The organism is Marinobacterium sp. LSUCC0821 (assembly GCF_012848475.1).
Taxonomy (GTDB): Bacteria; Pseudomonadota; Gammaproteobacteria; order Pseudomonadales; family Balneatricaceae; genus Marinobacterium_E.
Genome location: NZ_CP051666.1, coordinates 1,714,679 through 1,735,026, shown reverse-complemented (window position 1 = coordinate 1,735,026; position 20,348 = coordinate 1,714,679). Strand labels below are relative to the sequence as shown.

Sequence of the window (20,348 nt, the reverse complement as noted above, 5' to 3'; positions counted from 1 at the left end):
AATGTCTGATACGAATCAGACGAAACCTCAGAGGTGAACAAGATGTTTAATCGCGATACTTCTCAACCCTGGCACCCAAGTTACTGGCTTGCATCCCTTGGTGCTGGTGGACTCTCAATCTCATTCTTTATGTACCTATTTTGGATGGTGCCTCACCAAGATACACCTATGCCAACCTTTGCTCACTGGACTCAGGCATTGATGGCAGATACTACATCCCCAGTTATGCAGGTGATTGTTCTCTTGTCTGTCGCTGCAATTTTGGCTTTAGGTCTGTTGCATATAGCGCTGTTGGTTTGGAACATCAAAGAGTACAACGCTCATAAGGGTACAGAGGCCTTTAATAAGCTGGTGAATTCACCTGCTGAAGTTCAGATGTTGGCGATTCCTCTTACACTTGCTATGACCGTGAACGTGATGTTTATCTTTGGTGCACTATTTGTACCGGGACTTTGGAGTGTTGTTGAATGGATGTTCCCAGGTGCGATCGCTGCCTTTGTCGTGATTGGCTACTTTGCGCTGAAAATGTACGGTCGTTACCTTGGACGTATGCTGACTCAAGGTGGCTACCGCTCAGAAGAGCACAATCACCTATCACCATTGATGGCCGCGTTCACCTTCTCGATGATCTCGGTAGGCTTTGCAGCACCGGCTGCGATGTCACATATCCCAGCCGTGATCGCTACGGCATCGGTGCTCTCTTACCTCTTCTTAGTGGCTGCTGTTTTGGTTGTTCTATTCGTGTTGGTTTCAGGCATCACTGCAATGATGAAACACGGTCTGCAGGAGCAGGCGACACCAAGTTTGTGGATGCTTGTGCCGATTATCACGCTATTGGGTATAGAGTGGATTCGAATGGAGCATGGGTTGGCACATCTGTTTAATACCAAGATGAATCCTGCAGATAACTTCCAGATGCTGACGTTGATGGTGATGTTACAGGCAGTCGTGCTTTCGGTAGGTTACCGTGTCATGAAACTGAACGGCTACCTAGATAACTACCTGCACGGTGATGAGCGCAGCCCAGTTGCTTTCGGTCTGGTGTGCCCTGGTGTAGCGTTCTTTGTGCTCAATATGTTTTGGTGGCACATCGGCTTTGTATCGACAGGCATCGTGGCTAAGTTTGGTGTCATCTACTGGATCGGTATCTCGCTATTCTTTGTGGTGCAGACGGTTACAGTCTATGCACTCTACCGTTTGACCCGTAACCTGCTAACACACCGCGAGTTGGTACTGGAGCCTTCAGTTTAAAAATTTAGAGATATAAAAAAGGCTCCGTCTCTTTCGAGGCGGAGCCTTTTTTGTCGGTACCTGATTACTTGGTAATAATCTCTGGTCCCATGATGCTGTATGGCAGCCAAGTTGATAGTGCAGGTATGTAAGTCACTAGAATTAGGAAGACAAACAGAACCGCAACAAATGGCGCAGCTGCTTTTACTACGTTTGATAAACTCATGCCGGTTATGCCGGAAGTTACAAACAGGTTCAAACCGATTGGAGGGGTAATCATACCGATCTCCATGTTCACAACCATGATGATACCTAGGTGAATAGGGTCTATTCCAAGCTCCATCGCGATTGGGAATACGACTGGTGCTACGATTACAAGAAGACCCGATGGCTCCATGAACTGACCACCAATCAATAGCAGAATGTTGACTGCGATCAGGAACGACCACCAAGTAAAGCCAACGTCTAACATCCACTCTGTGACCATCTGTGGAATACGTTCTGCAGATAGCGTATGCGCAAAGAGTAGGGCGTTTGCGATGATGAACATCAGCATCACGGTTGTCTTAGTTCCCTCTAGCATTGTTTTACGCGTCTCTTCACCAAACAGCGCAGGGAAGAAGCCCTTAACGAGTAGTACGAAGTTGCGTTTCCATATCGCAAGGCCAGCGACAAAACACTGCGCGAAAGATTCGCTTAGGTGTCCACTGCGCTTGATGATGTAGAAGATGGTGACAACAGCACTAAGTGCTAAGCCCCAAATCGCACGATCGCCAGCAGTTGATGTGTTTTCAGGATCTGATGTGGCAAAGAACGACAGAATCATAAACACCATAAAGATGGATACGCCGTAAACACTGCCGTTGAAACCCACTTTAGCGTGCGCTGAATCACTCTCTGTAACCCATGGAATACCTTTTAGTGGCCCCATGTCGCGGTAGACGAACAGTGCAACAATAATTGAGTAGACAGCAGCAACAACGGCGGCTTCAGTTGGCGTGAATGCACCACCGTAGATACCCCCCATGATGATAACGATTAGGAATAGACCCCAGCCAGCTTCTTTACCGCCACGAACGATAGCCCCGAATCCTTTCCACTCTTCAGATGGAAGGTTTTTAATACGAGCAACCACATAAATCGCCAGCATCAGCATTAGACCGGCAACTAGGCCAGGAATAACACCCGCAAGGAACATGCGGCCAACTGAGACATCAGTTGAAGCTGCGTAAACCACCATTACGATTGATGGTGGAATAAGAATGCCTAGAGTACCCGCGTTCGCGATAATGCCTGACGCAAACTCTTTTGAGTAACCCACTTGGCGCATACCTGCGATAGCAATGGTACCGATCGCAACAACGGTAGCAGGCGATGAACCAGACAGCGCTGCGAACATCATACATGCCAATACAGACGCCATCGCAAGACCACCACGGAAGTGGCCTACAGAGGCGATAGCAAAGTTAATCAAACGTTTCGCTACACCACCGGTCGACATAAACGCAGATGCGATGATGAAGAACGGAATCGCCAGTAGGGTGTAGTGGTTACCCGCACCAAACAGCGAAATCGCGATTGATGATAGCGAGTCGTTCGAGAAGAACGTAATAAATAGAATCGACGATAGACCCAAGGCAACGCCGACTGGTAGACCCACAAAGAGTAGGCCTAGTACCATGAAAAACAGAATCAAAGCTTCCATTTGATAGGCCTCTTAATCTTTAAGTGCGTCTTTATGCTCTTCGACAAGGTCTTGCGCCTCGTGACCAGCAATAAGCATATGGCGTTTATCGGTAAGGATTGCTGCAAATGCTTGAAGTGAGCGGTATGCAAGCAGTGCCAAACTGATAGGCAGAATCACCAGTACTAACCAACGTTGTACGCGCTCTTTAACGCCAAACCACTCCATGATGAAGTCAGGCCAGCGCATCTCTTCGACGCCAATGTTGATCTTGTACATTTTTGCCCAGTATTCGATAGCCCCGCCGCGCACATCAACGCCCATCGCTGCAAGCCATGCAGAGTCGAGTAGGAGGAGTGCGTACACAAGCGTGGCCAGAGCACCAAACAGGGATAGCGCTTTACCGATCTTGGAAGGTACTGCATTAAGAACGATATCAACACCGAGGTGTGTGCCGTTTTTGATGCCGTAGCTCATGCCCATCAGAATCAACCAAGAGAACATTGTGGTGTTGAATTCGAGGGATCCAGTCCATCCGGTATTGAACGCATAACGCGCAATTACCTGGCCAAAAGAGACGGCCATGATGGATGCGATGATGAGGACAAGGAAGTTCTCCTCAAGCTTGTTCATAAAGCGAGGGAAGAGTTTCTCCAAGCCCCAGATAACAAGAATAAGGATCAAGAGGTAAAGATGCGGCCAATCCACGTCTGTACTCCAAATTTGGTGGGCTCAACGAGCCGTTAAGGAAAGAGGGTGGGCTCAGTGAGCCCACCCAGATCAACTAATTAGGTTAGTTGATTAAGAGTTTGCAGCAGAATCGATTAGATCAGCACCGATCTGATCTTCGAACTGTTTCCAAACTGGTTTCATAGCATCAACCCACTTCTTACGAGCTGCTGCGTCTAGCGTATTGATCTTACCGCCAGCTTTTAGGATGTTTTCACGGTTAGTGTTTTCAGCCGCTTTAACTGCTAGGTTAGCTTCGTTAGTCACTTCGTCAGCAATTTTCAGGAACTGAGCGCGTTTGTCTGCTGGCATGCTGTCCAAGAACTCTTTAGAGGTCATGAATAGGTATGCAAGAAGCTGGTGGCTAGTTTCAGTTGTTGAATCCTGAACTTCGAAGAACTTCTTAGTGTAGATGTTCGACCAAGTGTTCTCCTGACCGTCTACAACGCCAGTCTGTAGGCCGCCGTATACTTCAGAGAAAGCCATCGCCTGTGGAGTACCGCCCATTGCAGCGATCATCGCTTTAGCAACGTCAGAAGACTGTACGCGGAACTTAAGGCCAGCAGCATCAGTTGGTTCTAGAAGTGCTTTGTTAGCAGAGAAGTACTTCATGCCAGACATCCAGTAGCCAAGACCTACGAAGCCAACATCTTCCATCTCGTTAAGTAGCTTTTTGCCATCTTTAGAGTTAGTGAAGTTGATTGCAGCATCCATGTCTTTGAAGATGAATGGAAGGTCGAATACACCGTATTTTGGAGTGTATGAACCGAACTTAGAAAGTGAAGGCGCTAGGATCTGAACATCGCCTAGTAGAAGAGCTTCAAGCTCTTTTGAGTCACCGAATAGAGTTGAGTTAGGGTAAACCTCAACACACATGTAACCGTTCATCTCTTTGTTTACACGCTCAGCGAAGTTGTTAGCAGCAACAACTTTAGGGTGTGTAGTACCGCCAGTTACGTGGCTAAGTTTTGCAACAACTTCACCTGCGTCACAGTTAGCCTGTGCAGTTGCAGCTGAAACAGATAGGGCTAGTGCAGAAAGACCTAGAGTCAATTTTTTCATTATTAATGCTCTCCAGTTGGTTTTATGGTCGTGGCGACCTTTTTTAAAAAGCCCTTTTACTTAGCAGTTATCGTGCCATGTTTTTAAAAATCACTTTAAATCAGTAGCTTATGGTTTTTCTCTGTTCGAAATATAACCAGGCTGGTGTGCGGTTTGGCGGTATTTGACCCGTCTTTTTTGGGGTGAATTGGCGGAAAACCGCCAATTTTATAACTGGATCTTAGTGTCGGAACTACCGATTAGGTCTAGATCATGAGAGATGATCAGCACTGTACGACCCTGCCATTGGTCTCTGAGGTTTTGCAGTAGTTCTGTTTGAAGCGCACTATCCATTCCAGCAAAAGGCTCGTCGAGCATAATGATTTGACGGTTTTCGAGAATGAGGCGTGCAATACCCAGGCGTTTCAGCTCCCCGCCCGAGGGTTGCCACTCACCAGCACCTATCCAGGTATCCAAACCGTCTGGCAGGCTCGCTACCCATTCACTTAATTGTGCCATCTCAAGCGCTTCTGAAATTTCTGTGTCATCGTGCTCTGAGCGTAGATCTAAGTTCTCTCTTAACGATGCGCGAATAATCTGTATGCGCTGTGGCATGTAGGAGAGCTGCTCTTTATTAACGGCGATTTCTCCTGTGTATTGCTCGATCTCGCCAGCAAGAATCTTGAGTAGCGTTGTTTTGCCACGACCACTGCTACCGAGTAGCCAGTGAAAGCCAGAACCGAAAGATATTGATAGGTTGCTAAGTACAGGTTGGCCTGCATTGTAGGCAAAGCTTAAATGGCGAACCTCAATGCCCTTATCAACATCAACTCGCATGCCTCGTTCATCCTGGGCTGGTCTATTTTGCTTTAGCCCATCCAGTCGTTGCAGAGCTCTATGGCCCAGTAACAAGCTGGCGATAGCGCTGTTAGCAGCAGCGAGAATTTCCGTCACGCCCATCGCTAACAGTAACTGCATGAAAATCAGTGCCCCTTGCAACTCACTATTTTGGTAAGCCGTTATTGAGAAGCCGAGTGAGCAACCGATAAGAAGCAGATAGACCAACTGAGAGATAAGCGCAATCCACTGCTGTTTCTTCAGTGCACGCAGTTCAACTCTGTTTGCCTCGGTTGAGCTGTTACGCAGAGATTCCCCTTGCGCTTCTAACTGATTGTTAAGAGTTAGCAGGCGTAAGCTGCTAAACAGCGAGCTCGCTTGAGACCATAGCTTGTTTCGTTGTTGATGAAGGCTAGATTCAGGCTCTAAAACAGCGCGGCTATAGAGTAGCGGTAACAGCACAAGCGCCACCCCTAAAATGGGTATTGAAACCATAGCTAGCTGAGGTTGGAAAATGGCTGTAACAAGCACGAACCCAACTGCGGATAAGATCGCAGTGACTGCAGGAACCAATGAGTGAAGGTGGATACCCTCTACGTTCTGAATATCCTTCAATAACTGACTGGCACTGTCGTGACGATTCATCAGCGCGCTGACACCCTGGTTGTTACCAAGTTCGTTGAATAGATCACGGCGAAGGGCGCTGATCATTCGAAACGTCACTTCGTGATTGGCGAGTCGTTCGCCGTAGCGTCCAGCTGTTCGAGTGATTGAAAGCCCACGGACAATCGCGCCCGGTGTAAAAAAGTTAAAAGCGTGTGCAGCCACTGCACTCAAACCTGCGATAGCTGCAGCGCTGATAAACCAGCCTGATACCGCGAGAAGCGCAATCCCTGCAAATGCCGTGACAATTGATAACACCAAGCCAAGCAGAAAAATAGCGCGCTCTTGTTTTAGAAGGTACAAGTAGTGCTTAACCATTTGCCGTCTCCTTAATGAGAGCGACACGCTGATCGAACTGGAAACGTTCGCTGACACGGTGACTCGCCATAATCAAAATACCACCCTGTTCGGTATGGAACTTGAGACCTACCAAAAAGGCCTCTGCAGTCTCCTGATCGAGGTTGGCTACAGGCTCATCTAGTAGCAGTAGCGCAGGCTGGTGAAGGAAAACACGTGCTATGGCCAAACGCTGAATCTGTCCACCAGAGAGGAGGTCTCCTGCATCAGTAATGAAGTAGTCGAGTTGATTTGGCAGTGCCGCCACAACATCCTCAAGCTGCGCTCTGCGAAGTGCATCCCAGAGTTCGGCCTCGCTAAAGCTACGTCCTAGCATGAGGTTCTCTTTAATGGAGCCATAGATCAGCTCTGGATGCTGGCTAATATAGCCAACTCTAGAGAACCACTTAGGATTGTGGAAGGGATTTAGGGGTTCGCCATTGATGCGAACAGTCCCTGAGTGAAAAGTCCTTAATCCGGCTAGGCTATCAAGTAACGTAGTTTTGCCGCTGCCAGAGGGTGCGTCGATTAAAAGCGTCTGCCCAGTCATAACGGTAAACGAGATTGGCCTGTGAATAGCAGAGTCTGTTCCGCTAACAAGGGACTCAACCTCAAGAGAAGTGATGTTTTTCGGCACTATAGAAGGAATATTCGATGTGGAGAGAGAGGCGCTGTCGGCCAGCTCGTTAAGCACTTCGGCCACCGCTTTAGCATTGGATTTGGCGTGGTAGAGTGCGCCGAGTTTGCGAAGCGGGAGGTAGTATTCAGGCGCTAGCATCAAAAGAAAGGCGCCATCTGCAAAGGTGAAGTCGAGACTCCAGCCACCCACATCATACTTATCTAAAAAGAGCAGCCCGAGGTATACAGCAACAAGCGCTACGCTGATAGCCGCGAAGAACTCTAATAGGGTTCCTGAAAGAAATGCGAGTCTTAGAACACGCATCGTACTTTTACGAAAATTTTCTGACTGGCTATAAAGGGCAGCTGTCTCCCGCTCAATGGCATTTTGCTGCTGCAACAGGTCCAAATTGCGAAGCCGGTCCTCTAGCAGGTGACCTAATCGATTCATATCCTTTAGGTTTGCTCTAGAGGCTTCGGCTGCTCTGTTGCCAAGCAAGATCATGAACACCGGTATTAACGGAGTGGTTAAAAGCAGAATCAGTGGCACCAACCAGTTAACGGTGCTGGCTGCTAAAAGAATCAGAACAGGTGTCCAGACTGCCATCTGTTTCTGGACCTTAAACTCTGCAAAGTAATCCTTCAGTTTATCGATTTCACTGGCGAGAAGATTGGCTAGCTCTGAAGCCTTGAAGCGAGGGTAAAGTGCAATGCCGGTCGTAAAGCAGTGGCTCAACGCTGATTGGCGAAGTCGATCTCTGATGGTCACGCTTAGGCTAAGATTTAGAGTGTTTTGCCAGGTTTGGGCAAAGGCTTTGATGGCGAGTAGGCCCGTTATAAGCGCCACCACTGCCATTGTGCTCATCGGCAGTGGCTCATTTGCTAGAGCCATGCCAATAAGCAGTGAGACTGAGTATGCAAAGCCCAGGGTGCTGAGGGTTTGTACCAGTCCAAGCAGGAGTGATAGGCGTGTAGCACCCTCCAAACCGGCATTGTGCTGGTCGAGAATATCGGTTGGATTGGATTTACGTTTTCTAGCCAATTGTATTCGCTGCCAAGTATCGAAAAAGAAGGGGCCCGAAAGCCCCTTGTTTACGCGTATAAAGCGCGTGCAGATTAATCTTCTGCGTGCTGTTCTTCCTCAGCATCCAGCCACATCGCGTTGATGATGCCGAAGCTGCAGGCTAGGAGTACGCCAAGGATCCAAGCAAAATACCACATCTTCTTAATCTCCTAGTAGTTTGAAACGCTGTTCTGTTCAATGAACTCAGGTTCAATTCGACGCCACATTTTGTAGTAACCCCAGAAGGTGTAGCCCAAAATGATTGGCACGAAGAATAGAGCGACCCAGAACATGATTGTCAGTGTCAGTTCACTCGAGGTTGCATCCCAAAGTGTTAGCGCACTTGCCAAGTTTGTCGATGAAGGCATCACAAACGGGAAGAGCGTAAAACCAGTCATCAGAATAATTGATGCGATCGACAGCGAGCTTAGGGTAAATGCAAAACCGCTCTTGCCAGCTTTTGCCATGAGGCTAGTAAGCAGGGGAAGTACAACTGACGCTGCAACCAGTGCCCAAAGCATAGGGTAGGTTGCGTAGTTGCCAAACCAGTTATCCGTTGTCGCTACAGTTTTGCTCAGCGGGTTAGATGGAGCATCACCTACTACAGTAGAGGTGATCTCGTAACCTGAAATGCCGTAGTACAACCAAGCACCCGCTACAGCTAGAAGCACTGCAAGTACCGGACCTAGTAGTGACGCCATGCGCTGAGCACGGCCTTCAACTTCGCCGCCAGCGCGCATCTGCAACCAGGTAGCACCTTGTAGCGCAAGCATCACTACACTTGCTAAACCACATAGAATCGCGAATGGGTTAAGCAGAGCCCAGAAAGAGCCTGTGTAGATTGGACGCGTGAACTCATCAAAGTAGAAAGGTACACCTAGGAACAGGTTGCCAAACGCTACACCAAATACCAATGATGGTACAAATGAGCCTACAGCCAATGCGTAGTCCCAGTTACGACGCCAAGCGACGCTGTCCTTCTTCGAGCGGTATTCAAATCCAACTGGACGGAAGAATAGCGCGAATAGCACCAACAACATTGCCCAGTAGAAACCGGAGAATGCAGTTGCGTAAACAAGTGGCCAAGCAGCAAAGATGGCTCCGCCGGCTGTAATTAGCCACACCTGGTTGCCGTCCCAGTGAGGGCCGATGGTGTTGATAATGACACGACGCTCAGTATCAGTTTTACCCAATACTGGGATCATCATTGCAGTGCCTAGGTCCATGCCATCAGCGATAGCAAAGCCAATCAGCAGCACGCCTACAAGAAGCCACCAAACAAGTCGGAGAGTTTCGTAATCAAACATCATTAAGCTCCTTGTTCTGCACTGTTCTGTTCAAAGTGGTAGCGGCCAGTTTGAAGCGCGCTAGGGCCTTTGCGGATGTACTTAACCATCAAATAAACTTCGATCACGAGGAAGAGTGAGTAGAGACCGACAAAGCCACCAATACTCATCCACAGATCCAGTTCAGTGAGGTGAGACGTTGCGACATAGGTCGGTAGAATTTCACCAATCGCCCATGGCTGACGACCAAACTCAGCGACAAACCAACCCATTTCACTCGCTACCCAAGGTAGCGGCAAGCTAAGCAGTGCAAACCACTGCAACCACCGAGTTTTGTATGCCTTACGCTTAGTGGTGTAGTAGAAAGATAGAACGAATAGCAGCAGCATCGTGAAGCCTGCACCTACCATGATACGGAAGGTCCAGAACATCGGCGCAACCTGCGGAATAGTATCGCGTGCAGCGAGCTGGATCTGCTCGTCAGTCGCATCTACCACTGCTTGGGTGTAGCGCTTAAGCAGCAAGCCGTAACCTAGATCCGCGCTAACTTCAGAGAATGCAGCACGGTTTTCAGGCGTATCTTCACCGTTACGAAGTTTCTCAAGCAGGCCGTAAGCCACAATACCGTTACGGATGCGATCTTCAGCGTGAGCCACTAGATCCTTAATACCCATAACCTCTTCGTCCAGAGAACGCGTTGCAATAAGACCCAGAGCTCCTGGAATCTTAACTGCGTAATCGGTATGCATGGTCTCTTCGTTAGGAAGGCCAACAAGAGTAAAGGCTGCTGGCGCTGGATGTGTTTCCCACTCCGCTTCGATTGCCGCCAATTTAACCTTTTGAACCTCACCCACTTCATAGCCAGACTCGTCACCTAGCACGATAACAGAGATTGCTGATGCAAGACCGAATGCAGACGCGATCGCAAATGAGCGGCGTGCAAATGGAATGTCGCGGTTACGAAGCATGAAGTAGCTGCTGACAGCCAGTACGAAAATAGCGCCCGTTACATAACCCGCAGAGACAGTGTGAACAAACTTCACCTGTGCAACTGGGTTGAATAGGACCTCGGCAAAGCTGTCCATCTCCATGCGCATGGTTTCGAAGTTGAAGTAGGCTCCAACTGGATTCTGCATCCAGCCGTTTGCGATCAAAATCCACAACGCTGAGAAGTTAGAGCCAATTGCAACCAGCCAAGTCACTGCAAGGTGTTGAACCTTGGTGAGTCGATCCCAGCCGAAGAAGAATAGACCGATCATGGTAGATTCTAGGAAGAAGGCAACAAGACCCTCGATAGCCAAAGGCGCACCAAAGACATCACCCACGTAGTGTGAGTAGTAGGCCCAGTTCGTGCCGAACTGAAACTCCATTGTCAGACCGGTGGTTACACCCAGTGCGAAGTTGATACCGAACAATTTACCCCAGAATTTGGTCATATCACGGTAGATCTGTTTACCGGTCATTACATAAACCGACTCCATGATCGCCAATAGAAATGAGAGACCTAGGGTAAGAGGGACAAATAGAAAGTGGTACATCGCCGTGATGGCAAATTGCCAACGTGATAGTTCCACTACCGATTCTGAAATCATCGAGGATGCCTCCAATGACGTTAATTAATCTCTATGATCGTTTGTGTGTAGTGCACAAAAATACAGAGGGATATTACCTCGTTTATTAGCGAAAGGTAATTGATATATATCTAATTTAGATAAGCTTTGATTAATTTCGACAGTTGATGTCGTTTAAGCGCAACTGTTCCGGTTGGACTGATGTATTGCCTGAATACACAGGTGGCAGTTATCACCTGCTACCAGACCAAGTTTCTGGAATGCACGTGCAGAGAGGCGTGCCGTTAATTCACCAATGGCCGTTTCCAGGGTTAGGAAGATGCTATTCGGTGCGGGCGTTGTTACAGAAGTAATCTTTCCTGCTAATTGATTTAGAGCTGAACTCTCTGCAATCCGCAATCTCGTAATAAGCATATCGTGGCCGAATATCTCCAAACATAGTGGGCTACCGACCTCTGCCTTCACTGTAGGTGTAAATAGGGTCACACCATTAGCAGCCAATTCTGTTAAACCATCTTGATGGTGTGCAACCACCGACGCTTTGAATTGTGAGCTCATAGCGCGATGAGCCTGCTTGTTGATGCGACTATCGGAAAGCACTTCCCTCGCTGGCCCTGGCGTGGTCACCCGTCCATCATCGATAGCCACAACATAGTCTGCTAAACGCAGCACCTCTTGAGCCGAGTGTGTGACATAGAGAATGGGTATCTCTAGTTCATCGCGCAACCGTTCAAAGTAGGGGAGAAGTTCCGCTTTACGTGACTCATCTAGGGCAGAGAGAGGTTCATCAGCAAGAATAAGCTGCGGGTTGCTCAGCAGCGCTCGGCCAATTGCCACGCGCTGTTTCTCACCGCCGGATAGGCGGGCTGGCTGACGATCAAGCAGGTGGTCTATACCAAGCAGTTGAATGATGTAATCAAACTGCTGATGCTTCATCGGCTTGCTGGTCACCTTGCTAGCGTAGAGAAGATTCTCCTTAACACTGAGGTGCGGGAAGAGTCTGCCCTCTTGAAAGATATAACCTATCTGGCGTTGATGCGCTGGCACCCAAATCTTCTCTTTACTGTTAAAGAGAGTCTGGCCATTAACGATGATCTCGCCCTGATCAGGCCTTTCAAGACCCGCAATGGTGTTAATGATAGATGTTTTGCCAGAGCCAGATTTACCAAATAGTGCGGTAATACCCTTGGGTACTTCGAATTGAGCGTCGAGCTGAAAGCTAGAAAACTGCTTCTGAATATTGATAACCAAACTCACTGGCCTAGCCTCCGGCTTACTCTGCGAGAGAGAATCTCAGAGGCGATAAGGGCACCCATCGCGATACAGATTGAAATGATTACCAGTTTCACCGCAGAGCTCTCACCCCCTGGTACCTGTAAAAAGGCGTAGATCGCTGAGGGTAGCGTTTGCGTTTGCCCCGGGATATTCGAGACAAAGGTGATGGTGGCACCAAACTCACCCATCGCTTTTGCAAACGCTAGAACAGCACCAGCGATGATACCCGGGAGCATCAGTGGCAGAGAGATGGTCAAAAAGACTCTATGTTTTGCAGCGCCAAGAGTGGATGCAGCCTGCTCTAGTTTCGGATCTATAGCCTCAATAGAGAGACGGATCGCTCTGACCATGAGTGGGAATGCCATGATTCCGGCGGCGAGAGCAGCACCACTCCAGCGAAAAGCGAACTGGATTCCCCACTCAGCAAGAAAGCTTCCCAGCGGTGTACGTGTCCCAAAGGTGATGAGAAGAAGATAGCCGGTTACAACAGGTGGCAGAATAAGAGGGAGGTGAACTAAGCCATTCAAAAACTGCTTACCAAAAAAATCTCGGCGAGCCAGAAGCCAAGCGACACCAATAGCAAAGGGGAGGCTAATGAGCGTTGCCCAAAGTGCCACCTTGATTGAGAGTGTTACCGCAGCCCATTCTGCTGCACCAAGCCATTCGCTCACTGAGTGTCCGTTGCTTCACTAAAACCGTTGCGCTCTAGTATCGCTTTAGTCGCAGATGAGCGCAAAAATTTCAGAAACCTTTCTGCTGGGCTCTTGTTACCTAAGTCAGTGATAGCAGCTGGGTATCTGATAGTTGCATGTGAGTCTGCTGGGAATGTAGCCAATATTTTTACTCTTGGCTCTGCCACTGCATCAGAGTTGTAAACAATGCCTAATGGTGCTTCACCTGTTGCAACCAGAGCCAAAGCTGCACGAACGTTGTCAGCCTGCGCGACCTGTGTTTCAACATCCTGCCACAGGCCTAGGGAAGTGAGCGCTTGCTTACCGTAAATACCTGCAGGGACAGAGTTGGTAAGTGCCATAGCAAGGTAGTTTCCGGAAAGATAATCTGAGAGTTTAAGCGCCGGATTTTCCAGTTCGATAGACGTTTGATCCTGTCCACCAATCAAAACTAGCGTGTTGTGTGCAAGGTCGAAACGACTTTCAGGAAGGATCATGTTGCGCTCTAGCAGATAGTCCATCCAAGCTTCGTTCGCAGAGATAAATATATCTGCAGGCGCGCCCATCTCAATCTGCCGAGCCAGTGCTGAAGAGCCCGCATAGGAGACGATTAATTGATCTTCAGAGTTCGCTTGGTAGACGTTAATAATCTCATCTAACGCGTTTTTTAAGCTGGATGCTGCGAAGATTGTTAAAGTTTCAGCAGAGGATTTCAGTGGTAATAGAAACGCAAAAAGCAGGGCGGTGAGCCCTGCTATCTTAAACACTCTTAATGTCTTAAGCGCTGATGCCATACTCTTCACGATATGCGCGAATAGCTGCAAGTTCGCTTGATTTATCGCCAAGTTCTTCCAAATATTCAACAAGATTATCCAGTGAGATGATGCTGGCAACTTGCATATTGTAGTCGCGCTCAACTTCCTGGATTGCAGAGAGTTCACCAGTTCCGCGCTCCATACGGTTTAGAGCAATAATGGTCGCTGCAGGTGTCGCGCCGTTGTCGTTGATCAGTGTCATTACTTCACGGATAGCTGTGCCAGCTGTAATAACGTCATCGATAATTAGGACACGGCCAGCCAAAGGTGCGCCGACGAGGTTGCCGCCTTCGCCGTGGTCTTTAGCCTCTTTGCGGTTGAATACGTAAGGGACATCCTTACCGAAATCGTTCGCCATCGCGACAACGGTGGTAGCCGCTAGTGGGATGCCTTTATAAGCAGGGCCAAGCATGACGTCAAACTCAATGCCCGCATCTTCAATGGCTGCGGCATAAAAGCGACCTAGTTTTGCAAGCGCGCCACCCGTATTGAAGAGACCAGCATTAAAGAAGTAAGGGCTTTTACGGCCGGACTTCAAAGTGAATTGACCAAACTTCAGTACGCCTTTTTCAATAGCAAACTCAATAAATTCGCGCTGGTAGTTTTGCATCTGGAGTGGAACCTCTAGTTGAAATATATCGGTAATAGTTTATTGGGTGCTAAGGATACCCGAAGCGGGCCGAACTCCCAAATAGCGTGAAAGTCGACGTTAAAAATTCCGTTTTTATAACTCTGGAGCTACAATGCTTCTTTCGTCTAAAAATAACTGATTAAAACGGAGTATCTCCCGCGCATGCGAGTGATCACCTTTAACTGCCAAGGCATTAAAAACGCGGCTGAAAATGGCTTCTTCGAGTGGATGGCCAAGCAGGACGCGGATGTTGTTTGTCTCCAGAATATCAAAGCGCGCGAGTATCAGCTTGACGCTGAAATTTACCATCCTGAAGGTTACGAAGCTTACTTTTTTGAAGCTTTTGATGATGACTACAGTGGTGTCGCTATCTACACACGCCATCTGCCTAAGGCTGTCATGACAGGTCTTGGATTTGAGCAGTGTGATACACAGGGTCGTTTTATTCAGGCCGATTTTGACCGTTTCAGTGTTGCCAGCTTCTCCGTACCTTCTGGTTTGAGTGGTGAAGACGCGCAGTTGGCTAAAGAGCAGTACCTAGAGAACTTCGCAGGCCATTTCGACAAGACTCTTCGTAAGCGTCGTGAATTCATCTTCGCGGGTACGCTTAATATTGCACACAAGCCAGTCGACCTTAGCAACTGGTACATCAACCAAACCGTTTCTGGTTTCCTACCTGAAGAGCGTGAGTGGGCAGAAGAGCTCTTTGTTGAGAAGGGTTTTGTTGACGCGATGCGTGAGTGCAATAAATCTGAACGCCAATACACTTGGTGGCCCGATTACAATCGCGCTCGTGAGCTTAATGAAGGTGCGCGACTAGACTACCAGATTACAACTGCAGGTCTGCGTAAGACGATTCAAAATGCCGGTGTTTACAAGGCCGAGCGATTCTCAGACCATGCGCCGCTGATTGTCGATTACGATCTCGACTTTTAAGCGACCCAACGAATAAGAGCGCCAAATGGCGCTCTTTTTGTATCTGATGTCGCTTAGCTTGCTAACGCCTCTTTTTGGATAGCTGTCAGCTCTTTGATCCCTTTGCGAGCAAGCTCAAGCATCGCGTTGAGCTCTTCCTGAGAGTAGGGAGCGCCCTCAGCAGTGCCCTGTACTTCAACAAATCCACCGGTTTCAGTCATCACGACATTCATATCTGTTTCGGCTGTTGAGTCTTCTGCGTAATCTAGGTCTAGCACGGCATTGCCTTTGTAGATGCCAACCGAGATAGCCGCGACCTGGCGCACGATAGGGTTACCCTTAAGCGCGCCATTCTTATCCTTCTTCAGCTCATTGATTGCATCGATCATCGCAATGTATGCACCAGTGATCGACGCTGTGCGAGTGCCACCATCCGCTTGCAGGACATCACAATCAACGGTGATAGTGTTCTCACCTAGACGGTCTAGATTGATAGCAGCACGAAGTGAACGGCCAATCAGACGCTGGATCTCTAGGGTACGACCAGACTGTTTGCCACGTGCGGCTTCACGATCGGTACGTGTATTGGTGGCGCGTGGCAACATGCCATATTCAGCAGTCACCCAACCTGAGCCCGAACCACGGAGCCAGCGAGGTACGCCACGTGTAATGGAGGCATTACACAACACTTTTGTGTCACCAAACTCAATCAACACAGAGCCTTCAGCATGTTTAGTGAAATTACGTGTAACACGCACTTCACGCATCTGATCGTTTTTACGACCACTAGGGCGCATAGCATCGAGGCCAAGGTTTTTTAGTTGATCAGAGAGTGGCGATGACATAGGTTTTCCTTAAATAAAGAGAGCCGCGAATAGAGGTAAAGTGCCGCGGCTGATATAGTTCAGGGAGCTTCATCTATTTTAATCGAGTTTAGTTGTTTATGACACAAAGTATGACCGCTTTTGCCCGGGTTGAGGCGGAGCACCCTTGGGGATCATTGGTTTGGGAGCTTAAATCCGTTAATCAGCGCTTCTTAGAGCCTAACTTTAAGATTCCCGATTTCATGCGTATGCATGAGGGCGTCATTCGCGAAAAGCTTCGTCAAAAACTAGCTCGCGGTAAGGTTGAGTGTGCATTACGTTTTCACGAAGAGGTTGGGCAGCAGAGTCTGCAAGTTGATAGTGAGCGTTTGAGTCAGTTGCTCAATGCCATCACCCAACTTAAAGAGGCTGGCGCATCGGTAAAAGAGATCGATCCGCTAGCGCTGCTGCAGTATCCAGGCGTAACTCAAAGTGTTAGCGCTGATCCTGCAATGGTTGGTCAGGTTGCTCTTGAACTCTTTGATAAGGCTTTAGATCAGCTAATTGAAGGGCGCGCTCGCGAGGGCGTGGAGCTTGCTGCTCTGATCAATGCTCGATTGGATTCTATCTCAGAGATTGTTGCGCAAGTTCGAGAACAGATGCCCAAGATAATCGAACAGCAACGTGAAAACTTGATCACCAAAGTGGCCCAACTTGGCGTAGATCTTGATCCCGAACGTCTAGAGCAGGAGATTGTCTTGCTTGCTCAGCGCGCTGATGTAGCGGAAGAGCTGGATCGTTTAGATACCCACATCGCCGAAGTGCGCCGCAATCTCAAAGCCAAAGGCCCTATCGGCAGACGGCTCGATTTCCTGATGCAGGAGCTCAACCGCGAAGCGAACACCCTAGGCTCAAAATCCATCGTTACCTCAACGACTCAAGGTGCAGTGGAGCTTAAGGTTTTAATCGAGCAGATGAGGGAGCAGATCCAAAATATCGAATAATTTAATGGAAACCTCGCAGTACCATTAGGTCTCATATTCAATCAGATGGTAATGAACTTTAAGCTGTGAATGAGTATTTTCTGTAAAGGTATGCTCATAGTTATACGAATTTGACCTGAGTGATCACTAAATAGTGTTGTAATCCCCCCGTTAAAAATGGGGGGATTACAGGTGTTGGTTTGCCAATCGAATATGATGGCCAAGTGGTTGGTGGCATTGGCTTGAGTTCTGGTACCCCTATGCAGGACATGGAGTGCGCGCAGGCGGGTATTGATTTTTGGCGATCTAAAATTCAGTAAAGGTAAACCTTATCCTTGATTTTATATTTTAACTATCAAAATTATTTATTTAATTAATTTCAACTAATTTAATTTCTAGGCCAATATAAGATCACTGAAAGACAACAAGTGTTGTAACTGAATGAGGAAATAACCATGGCTTTGCGTATTAATGATGTTGTACCAAATCTTGATCTAGTAACTGATCAGGGCGACTTTAAACTTCATGACTTTATTGGTGATAGTTGGGCAATTTTATTCAGTCATCCAAAAGACTTCACACCAGTGTGTACTACTGAGTTCGGGGCTGTAGCTCAACTTGCCGCAGAGTGGGAAAAACGCGGCACTAAAGTGATTGGGCTCTCTGTTGATGGTGTTGAAGAGCACATAGAGTGGAAATGCGATATCGAAAAATTTGCGGGAGCTAAGGCAACTTTCCCAATTATCGCAGATGATGACCTTAGAGTATCCAAAGCCTTGGACATGCTTCCTGCAGATGCTTATCTGCCAGATGGCCGTACCGCTGCTAATTCTGCGAGTGTGCGGGTCGTGTTTATCTTTAGTCCGGATAAGAAGCTCCAGCTTGCAATGACATACCCAATGTCGGTGGGTCGAAACTTTGCTGAAGTACTTCGCGCGCTGGATGCGCTGCAGGCGACCTATGGGACACCAATCGCGACTCCTGCAAACTGGGTGAGCGGTCAGGATGTTATCGTCGCATTGTCCCTAAACGATGAGCAGGCGAAAGAGAAATTTGGCGAGATTGACATCAAACTGCCTTATTTACGAACTACTAAACAGCCAAGCAAGTAGATTTAGCTTGTTCATTTAAGGGAGGCCTATGCCTCCCTTTTTTGTTAGCACTTGTCCATTCGCTCTAGAGCAAGATTTAACCTGTGTTGCTTACCTATTGAGATAACCTAAAAGGATCCTGAAATCACATTAAAGCGTATGTTACTTAAAAGTAACGAGTACCTGTCGTGATTAAATTAGCACACCGCCTAGGATATGCTGGGCTGATACCCTTCGTCGGCTTGGCCTTTCAGTTTAAGGATGTGAGTTCCGTGTCTTCTTTTATGAGCTATTCCGCTGTCATTCTTTCATTTTTAGGAGGAATACATTGGGGTGTCGCAATGCGGGATCGAGCGTTTGTTTCTGATGCTCGTCTGGCTGTCTGTATGCTGCCCTCTCTAATTGCGTGGTTATCCCTAATGCTGCCTATCAACTTAGGATTGATTGTTAGTCTGGTGGCATTTTTAGTTTGGTGGGCTTGGGATAGAACGGCCATTGAAGATCCAGACTATCGTAGACTTAGACTCCACTTAACTGCAGTGGTTTCGCTTTGCCATCTTTGGTTGATTGCGCATCTTAACTAGGTGCGAAAATGCCACCTTTTATCCCGGCGCTGGCGCGGAATACTAATAATGAACTATCAAATGTTTGGCGAGTCTCTCCATGCTGATTGATGGTTTTCGCATGAATTTTTACCACGCCACGATCTGGTTTAGATTTAGATGGAATAACCTCTAAAATCTCAGTCTCAACATGTAATATATCGCCAGGCCTAGTAGGGGTTAACCAGCGCAAATCAACGCCCCCACCAATAATGCCGCTTGCTACGGGGAAAGAGTGCGCTATGAGACGCATGGTAATTGAGCCAACCTGCCAGCCACTTGCGGCTAACCCACCAAAAAAACTCTCTTTCGCGGCAGTATCACTTAAGTGAAAGGGTTGAGGGTCATAGTGTTCTGCGAACGCAATAATGTTTTCATCGGTGATGGCATACGTCTCACTAATAAATCGATCGCCAATCTTTAAATCATCCAAATAGAGCATCGCAAGTCTCTTAAATATTATTTTAGGCCGCCACATAAAGCGGAATATCACTCTCACTACCCAGCTTTTTAATATTGGATTCTGCTATCTGATAGTTTATGTAAGCCATTGTCTCACCATAGGCTAAATGGTGTTCAAAAGGTGATAGTTCTCTGGGAAATAAAGCCCTCAGAATCTCCTCTGCTGTACTCGGCGTTAGGCAGAAGTGGATTATTTTATGCGCATTTTCGAGGTACCCCTCAATAAGCTGGTCTGCACGCTCATGAAGATTAGTCATCGACTTTTCATGGGCGGGAAGCACCAATGTATTCGCTGGCAAGTCTTTGAGTCTTTGCAATCCCTTTATCCAGGATTTAATTGGGTTGCCACTATATTCGCCGAAACGAACACTGACGTTCGAACTAATTCTAGCTAGCACTTGGTCTCCAGATATCAGTATGTTTTTGTCCTGATTAAAGAGACTGGCGTGCGCAACAGTATGGCCATCATTGATTAGGATGTGCCAGGTTTCACCATTGATGCTAAAAGTGCCTTCCTCAAGACAACGATACTTTTCAGGGAGTGGGTGAAAGGCCCGTTGAAAACCGAGCAAACTACGAATAATCAACTCATACTCTGTCTCAGGTATACCTCCACGGTGATAGAAATCGTTTAACTCATCAGCCAAGACTGAATCATTCTTGGGATCCATCCCAAGAAAGTTTTGGATGCCTTCATATTCAGCTTTGGTAACCCATAAGGGCACTTTCCAAGTCTCACAAATCCAGCCGGCCGCGCCAATATGGTCAACATGTGCATGTGTCGCTATCACGGCTTTTAATGGTATCTCCATAGGGAGTGAATCAAAAATGGTTTTTAGTATTGATTGTGATTGTTCACTTTTGAGGCCTGTATCAACAAGAATCCATCCGTCGCTATCTTCGATAAGGTAGACATTGATATGGTCCAATGCAAAAGGCAGCGGTAGGCGAATCTGAATGATTCCAGGAGCTACCTCAGTTGTATGGGTATCATATTGTTCTGTTGTCATGATTGTTAACGTCGTCACTTATCGAGATGGTA

21 protein-coding genes are annotated in these 20,348 nt (G+C 47.7%); 6 read left to right on the top strand and 15 right to left on the bottom strand.

What is annotated here, in order from left to right; translation table 11 throughout:
* The first annotated feature begins 42 nt into the window (after positions 1–42).
* Positions 43–1,251, top strand: a complete 1,209-nt coding sequence (locus HH196_RS08365; protein WP_169451672.1) for a hypothetical protein — start codon at positions 43–45, stop codon at positions 1,249–1,251.
* A gap of 64 nt (positions 1,252–1,315) precedes the next feature.
* Here HH196_RS08365 and HH196_RS08360 read toward each other — a convergent pair whose 3' ends face one another.
* The 12 genes from HH196_RS08360 to pyrE all read right to left on the bottom strand — a co-directional run bounded on the left by HH196_RS08360 (position 1,316) and on the right by pyrE (position 14,429).
* On the bottom strand, positions 1,316–2,935 hold the full coding sequence (locus HH196_RS08360; RefSeq protein WP_169451671.1) for a TRAP transporter large permease: 1,620 nt from the start codon (positions 2,933–2,935) through the stop codon (positions 1,316–1,318).
* A 12-nt stretch (positions 2,936–2,947) separates the two neighbouring features.
* Positions 2,948–3,622: a TRAP transporter small permease gene (locus tag HH196_RS08355; RefSeq protein ID WP_248276840.1), complete on the bottom strand. Its 675-nt coding sequence runs from the start codon at positions 3,620–3,622 to the stop codon at positions 2,948–2,950.
* A gap of 93 nt (positions 3,623–3,715) precedes the next feature.
* Positions 3,716–4,705: a DctP family TRAP transporter solute-binding subunit gene (locus HH196_RS08350; RefSeq protein ID WP_169451670.1), complete on the bottom strand. Its 990-nt coding sequence runs from the start codon at positions 4,703–4,705 to the stop codon at positions 3,716–3,718.
* A 207-nt stretch (positions 4,706–4,912) separates the two neighbouring features.
* Positions 4,913–6,502, bottom strand: a complete 1,590-nt coding sequence (locus HH196_RS08345; protein WP_169451669.1) for an amino acid ABC transporter ATP-binding/permease protein — start codon at positions 6,500–6,502, stop codon at positions 4,913–4,915.
* Positions 6,495–8,180 carry a thiol reductant ABC exporter subunit CydD gene (gene cydD, locus HH196_RS08340; RefSeq protein ID WP_169451668.1) on the bottom strand — a complete coding sequence of 562 codons (1,686 nt, stop codon included), beginning with the start codon at positions 8,178–8,180 and terminating at the stop codon, positions 6,495–6,497. The genes HH196_RS08345 and cydD overlap by 8 nt, the downstream gene beginning before the upstream one ends.
* A 74-nt stretch (positions 8,181–8,254) precedes the next feature.
* Positions 8,255–8,359, bottom strand: coding sequence for a cytochrome bd-I oxidase subunit CydX (cydX, locus tag HH196_RS08335; RefSeq protein ID WP_169451667.1), 105 nt, complete (start codon positions 8,357–8,359; stop codon positions 8,255–8,257).
* Positions 8,360–8,371: 12 nt separating this feature from the next.
* Positions 8,372–9,508 carry a cytochrome d ubiquinol oxidase subunit II gene (gene cydB, locus HH196_RS08330; protein ID WP_169451666.1) on the bottom strand — a complete coding sequence of 379 codons (1,137 nt, stop codon included), beginning with the start codon at positions 9,506–9,508 and terminating at the stop codon, positions 8,372–8,374.
* Positions 9,509–9,510: 2 nt separating this feature from the next.
* Positions 9,511–11,079, bottom strand: coding sequence for a cytochrome ubiquinol oxidase subunit I (locus HH196_RS08325; protein ID WP_169451665.1), 1,569 nt, complete (start codon positions 11,077–11,079; stop codon positions 9,511–9,513).
* 153 nt (positions 11,080–11,232) lie between these two features.
* A complete protein-coding gene (modC, locus tag HH196_RS08320; protein WP_211160771.1) occupies positions 11,233–12,315 on the bottom strand; it encodes a molybdenum ABC transporter ATP-binding protein in 1,083 nt (360 codons plus the stop codon).
* Positions 12,312–13,004: a molybdate ABC transporter permease subunit gene (gene modB / locus HH196_RS08315; protein ID WP_169451664.1), complete on the bottom strand. Its 693-nt coding sequence runs from the start codon at positions 13,002–13,004 to the stop codon at positions 12,312–12,314. The genes modC and modB overlap by 4 nt, the downstream gene beginning before the upstream one ends.
* Positions 13,001–13,771, bottom strand: a complete 771-nt coding sequence (gene modA, locus HH196_RS08310; protein WP_211160770.1) for a molybdate ABC transporter substrate-binding protein — start codon at positions 13,769–13,771, stop codon at positions 13,001–13,003. Before modA ends, modB begins: the two co-directional genes overlap by 4 nt.
* Before the next feature lie 10 nt (positions 13,772–13,781).
* Positions 13,782–14,429, bottom strand: coding sequence for an orotate phosphoribosyltransferase (pyrE, locus tag HH196_RS08305; RefSeq protein ID WP_169451662.1), 648 nt, complete (start codon positions 14,427–14,429; stop codon positions 13,782–13,784).
* A 183-nt stretch (positions 14,430–14,612) separates the two neighbouring features.
* Between pyrE and HH196_RS08300 the strand changes: the two genes are divergently transcribed.
* Positions 14,613–15,386 carry an exodeoxyribonuclease III gene (locus HH196_RS08300; protein ID WP_169451661.1) on the top strand — a complete coding sequence of 258 codons (774 nt, stop codon included), beginning with the start codon at positions 14,613–14,615 and terminating at the stop codon, positions 15,384–15,386.
* A gap of 53 nt (positions 15,387–15,439) precedes the next feature.
* On the opposite strand, the gene rph is transcribed toward HH196_RS08300, so the two are convergent.
* Positions 15,440–16,210 carry a ribonuclease PH gene (gene rph / locus HH196_RS08295; RefSeq protein ID WP_305791996.1) on the bottom strand — a complete coding sequence of 257 codons (771 nt, stop codon included), beginning with the start codon at positions 16,208–16,210 and terminating at the stop codon, positions 15,440–15,442.
* A gap of 98 nt (positions 16,211–16,308) precedes the next feature.
* On the opposite strand from rph, the gene HH196_RS08290 reads away from it, so the two are divergent.
* From HH196_RS08290 to HH196_RS08275, 4 genes are all read left to right on the top strand, one after another.
* Positions 16,309–17,172, top strand: coding sequence for a YicC/YloC family endoribonuclease (locus HH196_RS08290; protein ID WP_169451660.1), 864 nt, complete (start codon positions 16,309–16,311; stop codon positions 17,170–17,172).
* A gap of 179 nt (positions 17,173–17,351) precedes the next feature.
* Positions 17,352–17,471 (top strand): heme-binding protein, encoded by a 120-nt coding sequence (locus HH196_RS08285; protein WP_248276839.1) that lies wholly within the window; start codon positions 17,352–17,354, stop codon positions 17,469–17,471.
* Between the two features lie 135 nt (positions 17,472–17,606).
* On the top strand, positions 17,607–18,263 hold the full coding sequence (locus HH196_RS08280) for a peroxiredoxin (protein ID WP_169451659.1): 657 nt from the start codon (positions 17,607–17,609) through the stop codon (positions 18,261–18,263).
* 167 nt (positions 18,264–18,430) lie between these two features.
* Positions 18,431–18,826: a DUF3429 domain-containing protein gene (locus tag HH196_RS08275; protein WP_169451658.1), complete on the top strand. Its 396-nt coding sequence runs from the start codon at positions 18,431–18,433 to the stop codon at positions 18,824–18,826.
* On the opposite strand, the gene HH196_RS08270 is transcribed toward HH196_RS08275, so the two are convergent.
* Both HH196_RS08270 and HH196_RS08265 read right to left on the bottom strand, forming a co-directional pair.
* Positions 18,819–19,286, bottom strand: coding sequence for a MaoC family dehydratase (locus HH196_RS08270; RefSeq protein ID WP_211160769.1), 468 nt, complete (start codon positions 19,284–19,286; stop codon positions 18,819–18,821). The genes HH196_RS08275 and HH196_RS08270 overlap by 8 nt on opposite strands.
* Positions 19,287–19,308: 22 nt before the next feature.
* Positions 19,309–20,316: an MBL fold metallo-hydrolase gene (locus HH196_RS08265; protein WP_169451657.1), complete on the bottom strand. Its 1,008-nt coding sequence runs from the start codon at positions 20,314–20,316 to the stop codon at positions 19,309–19,311.
* Positions 20,317–20,348: the final 32 nt, after the last annotated feature.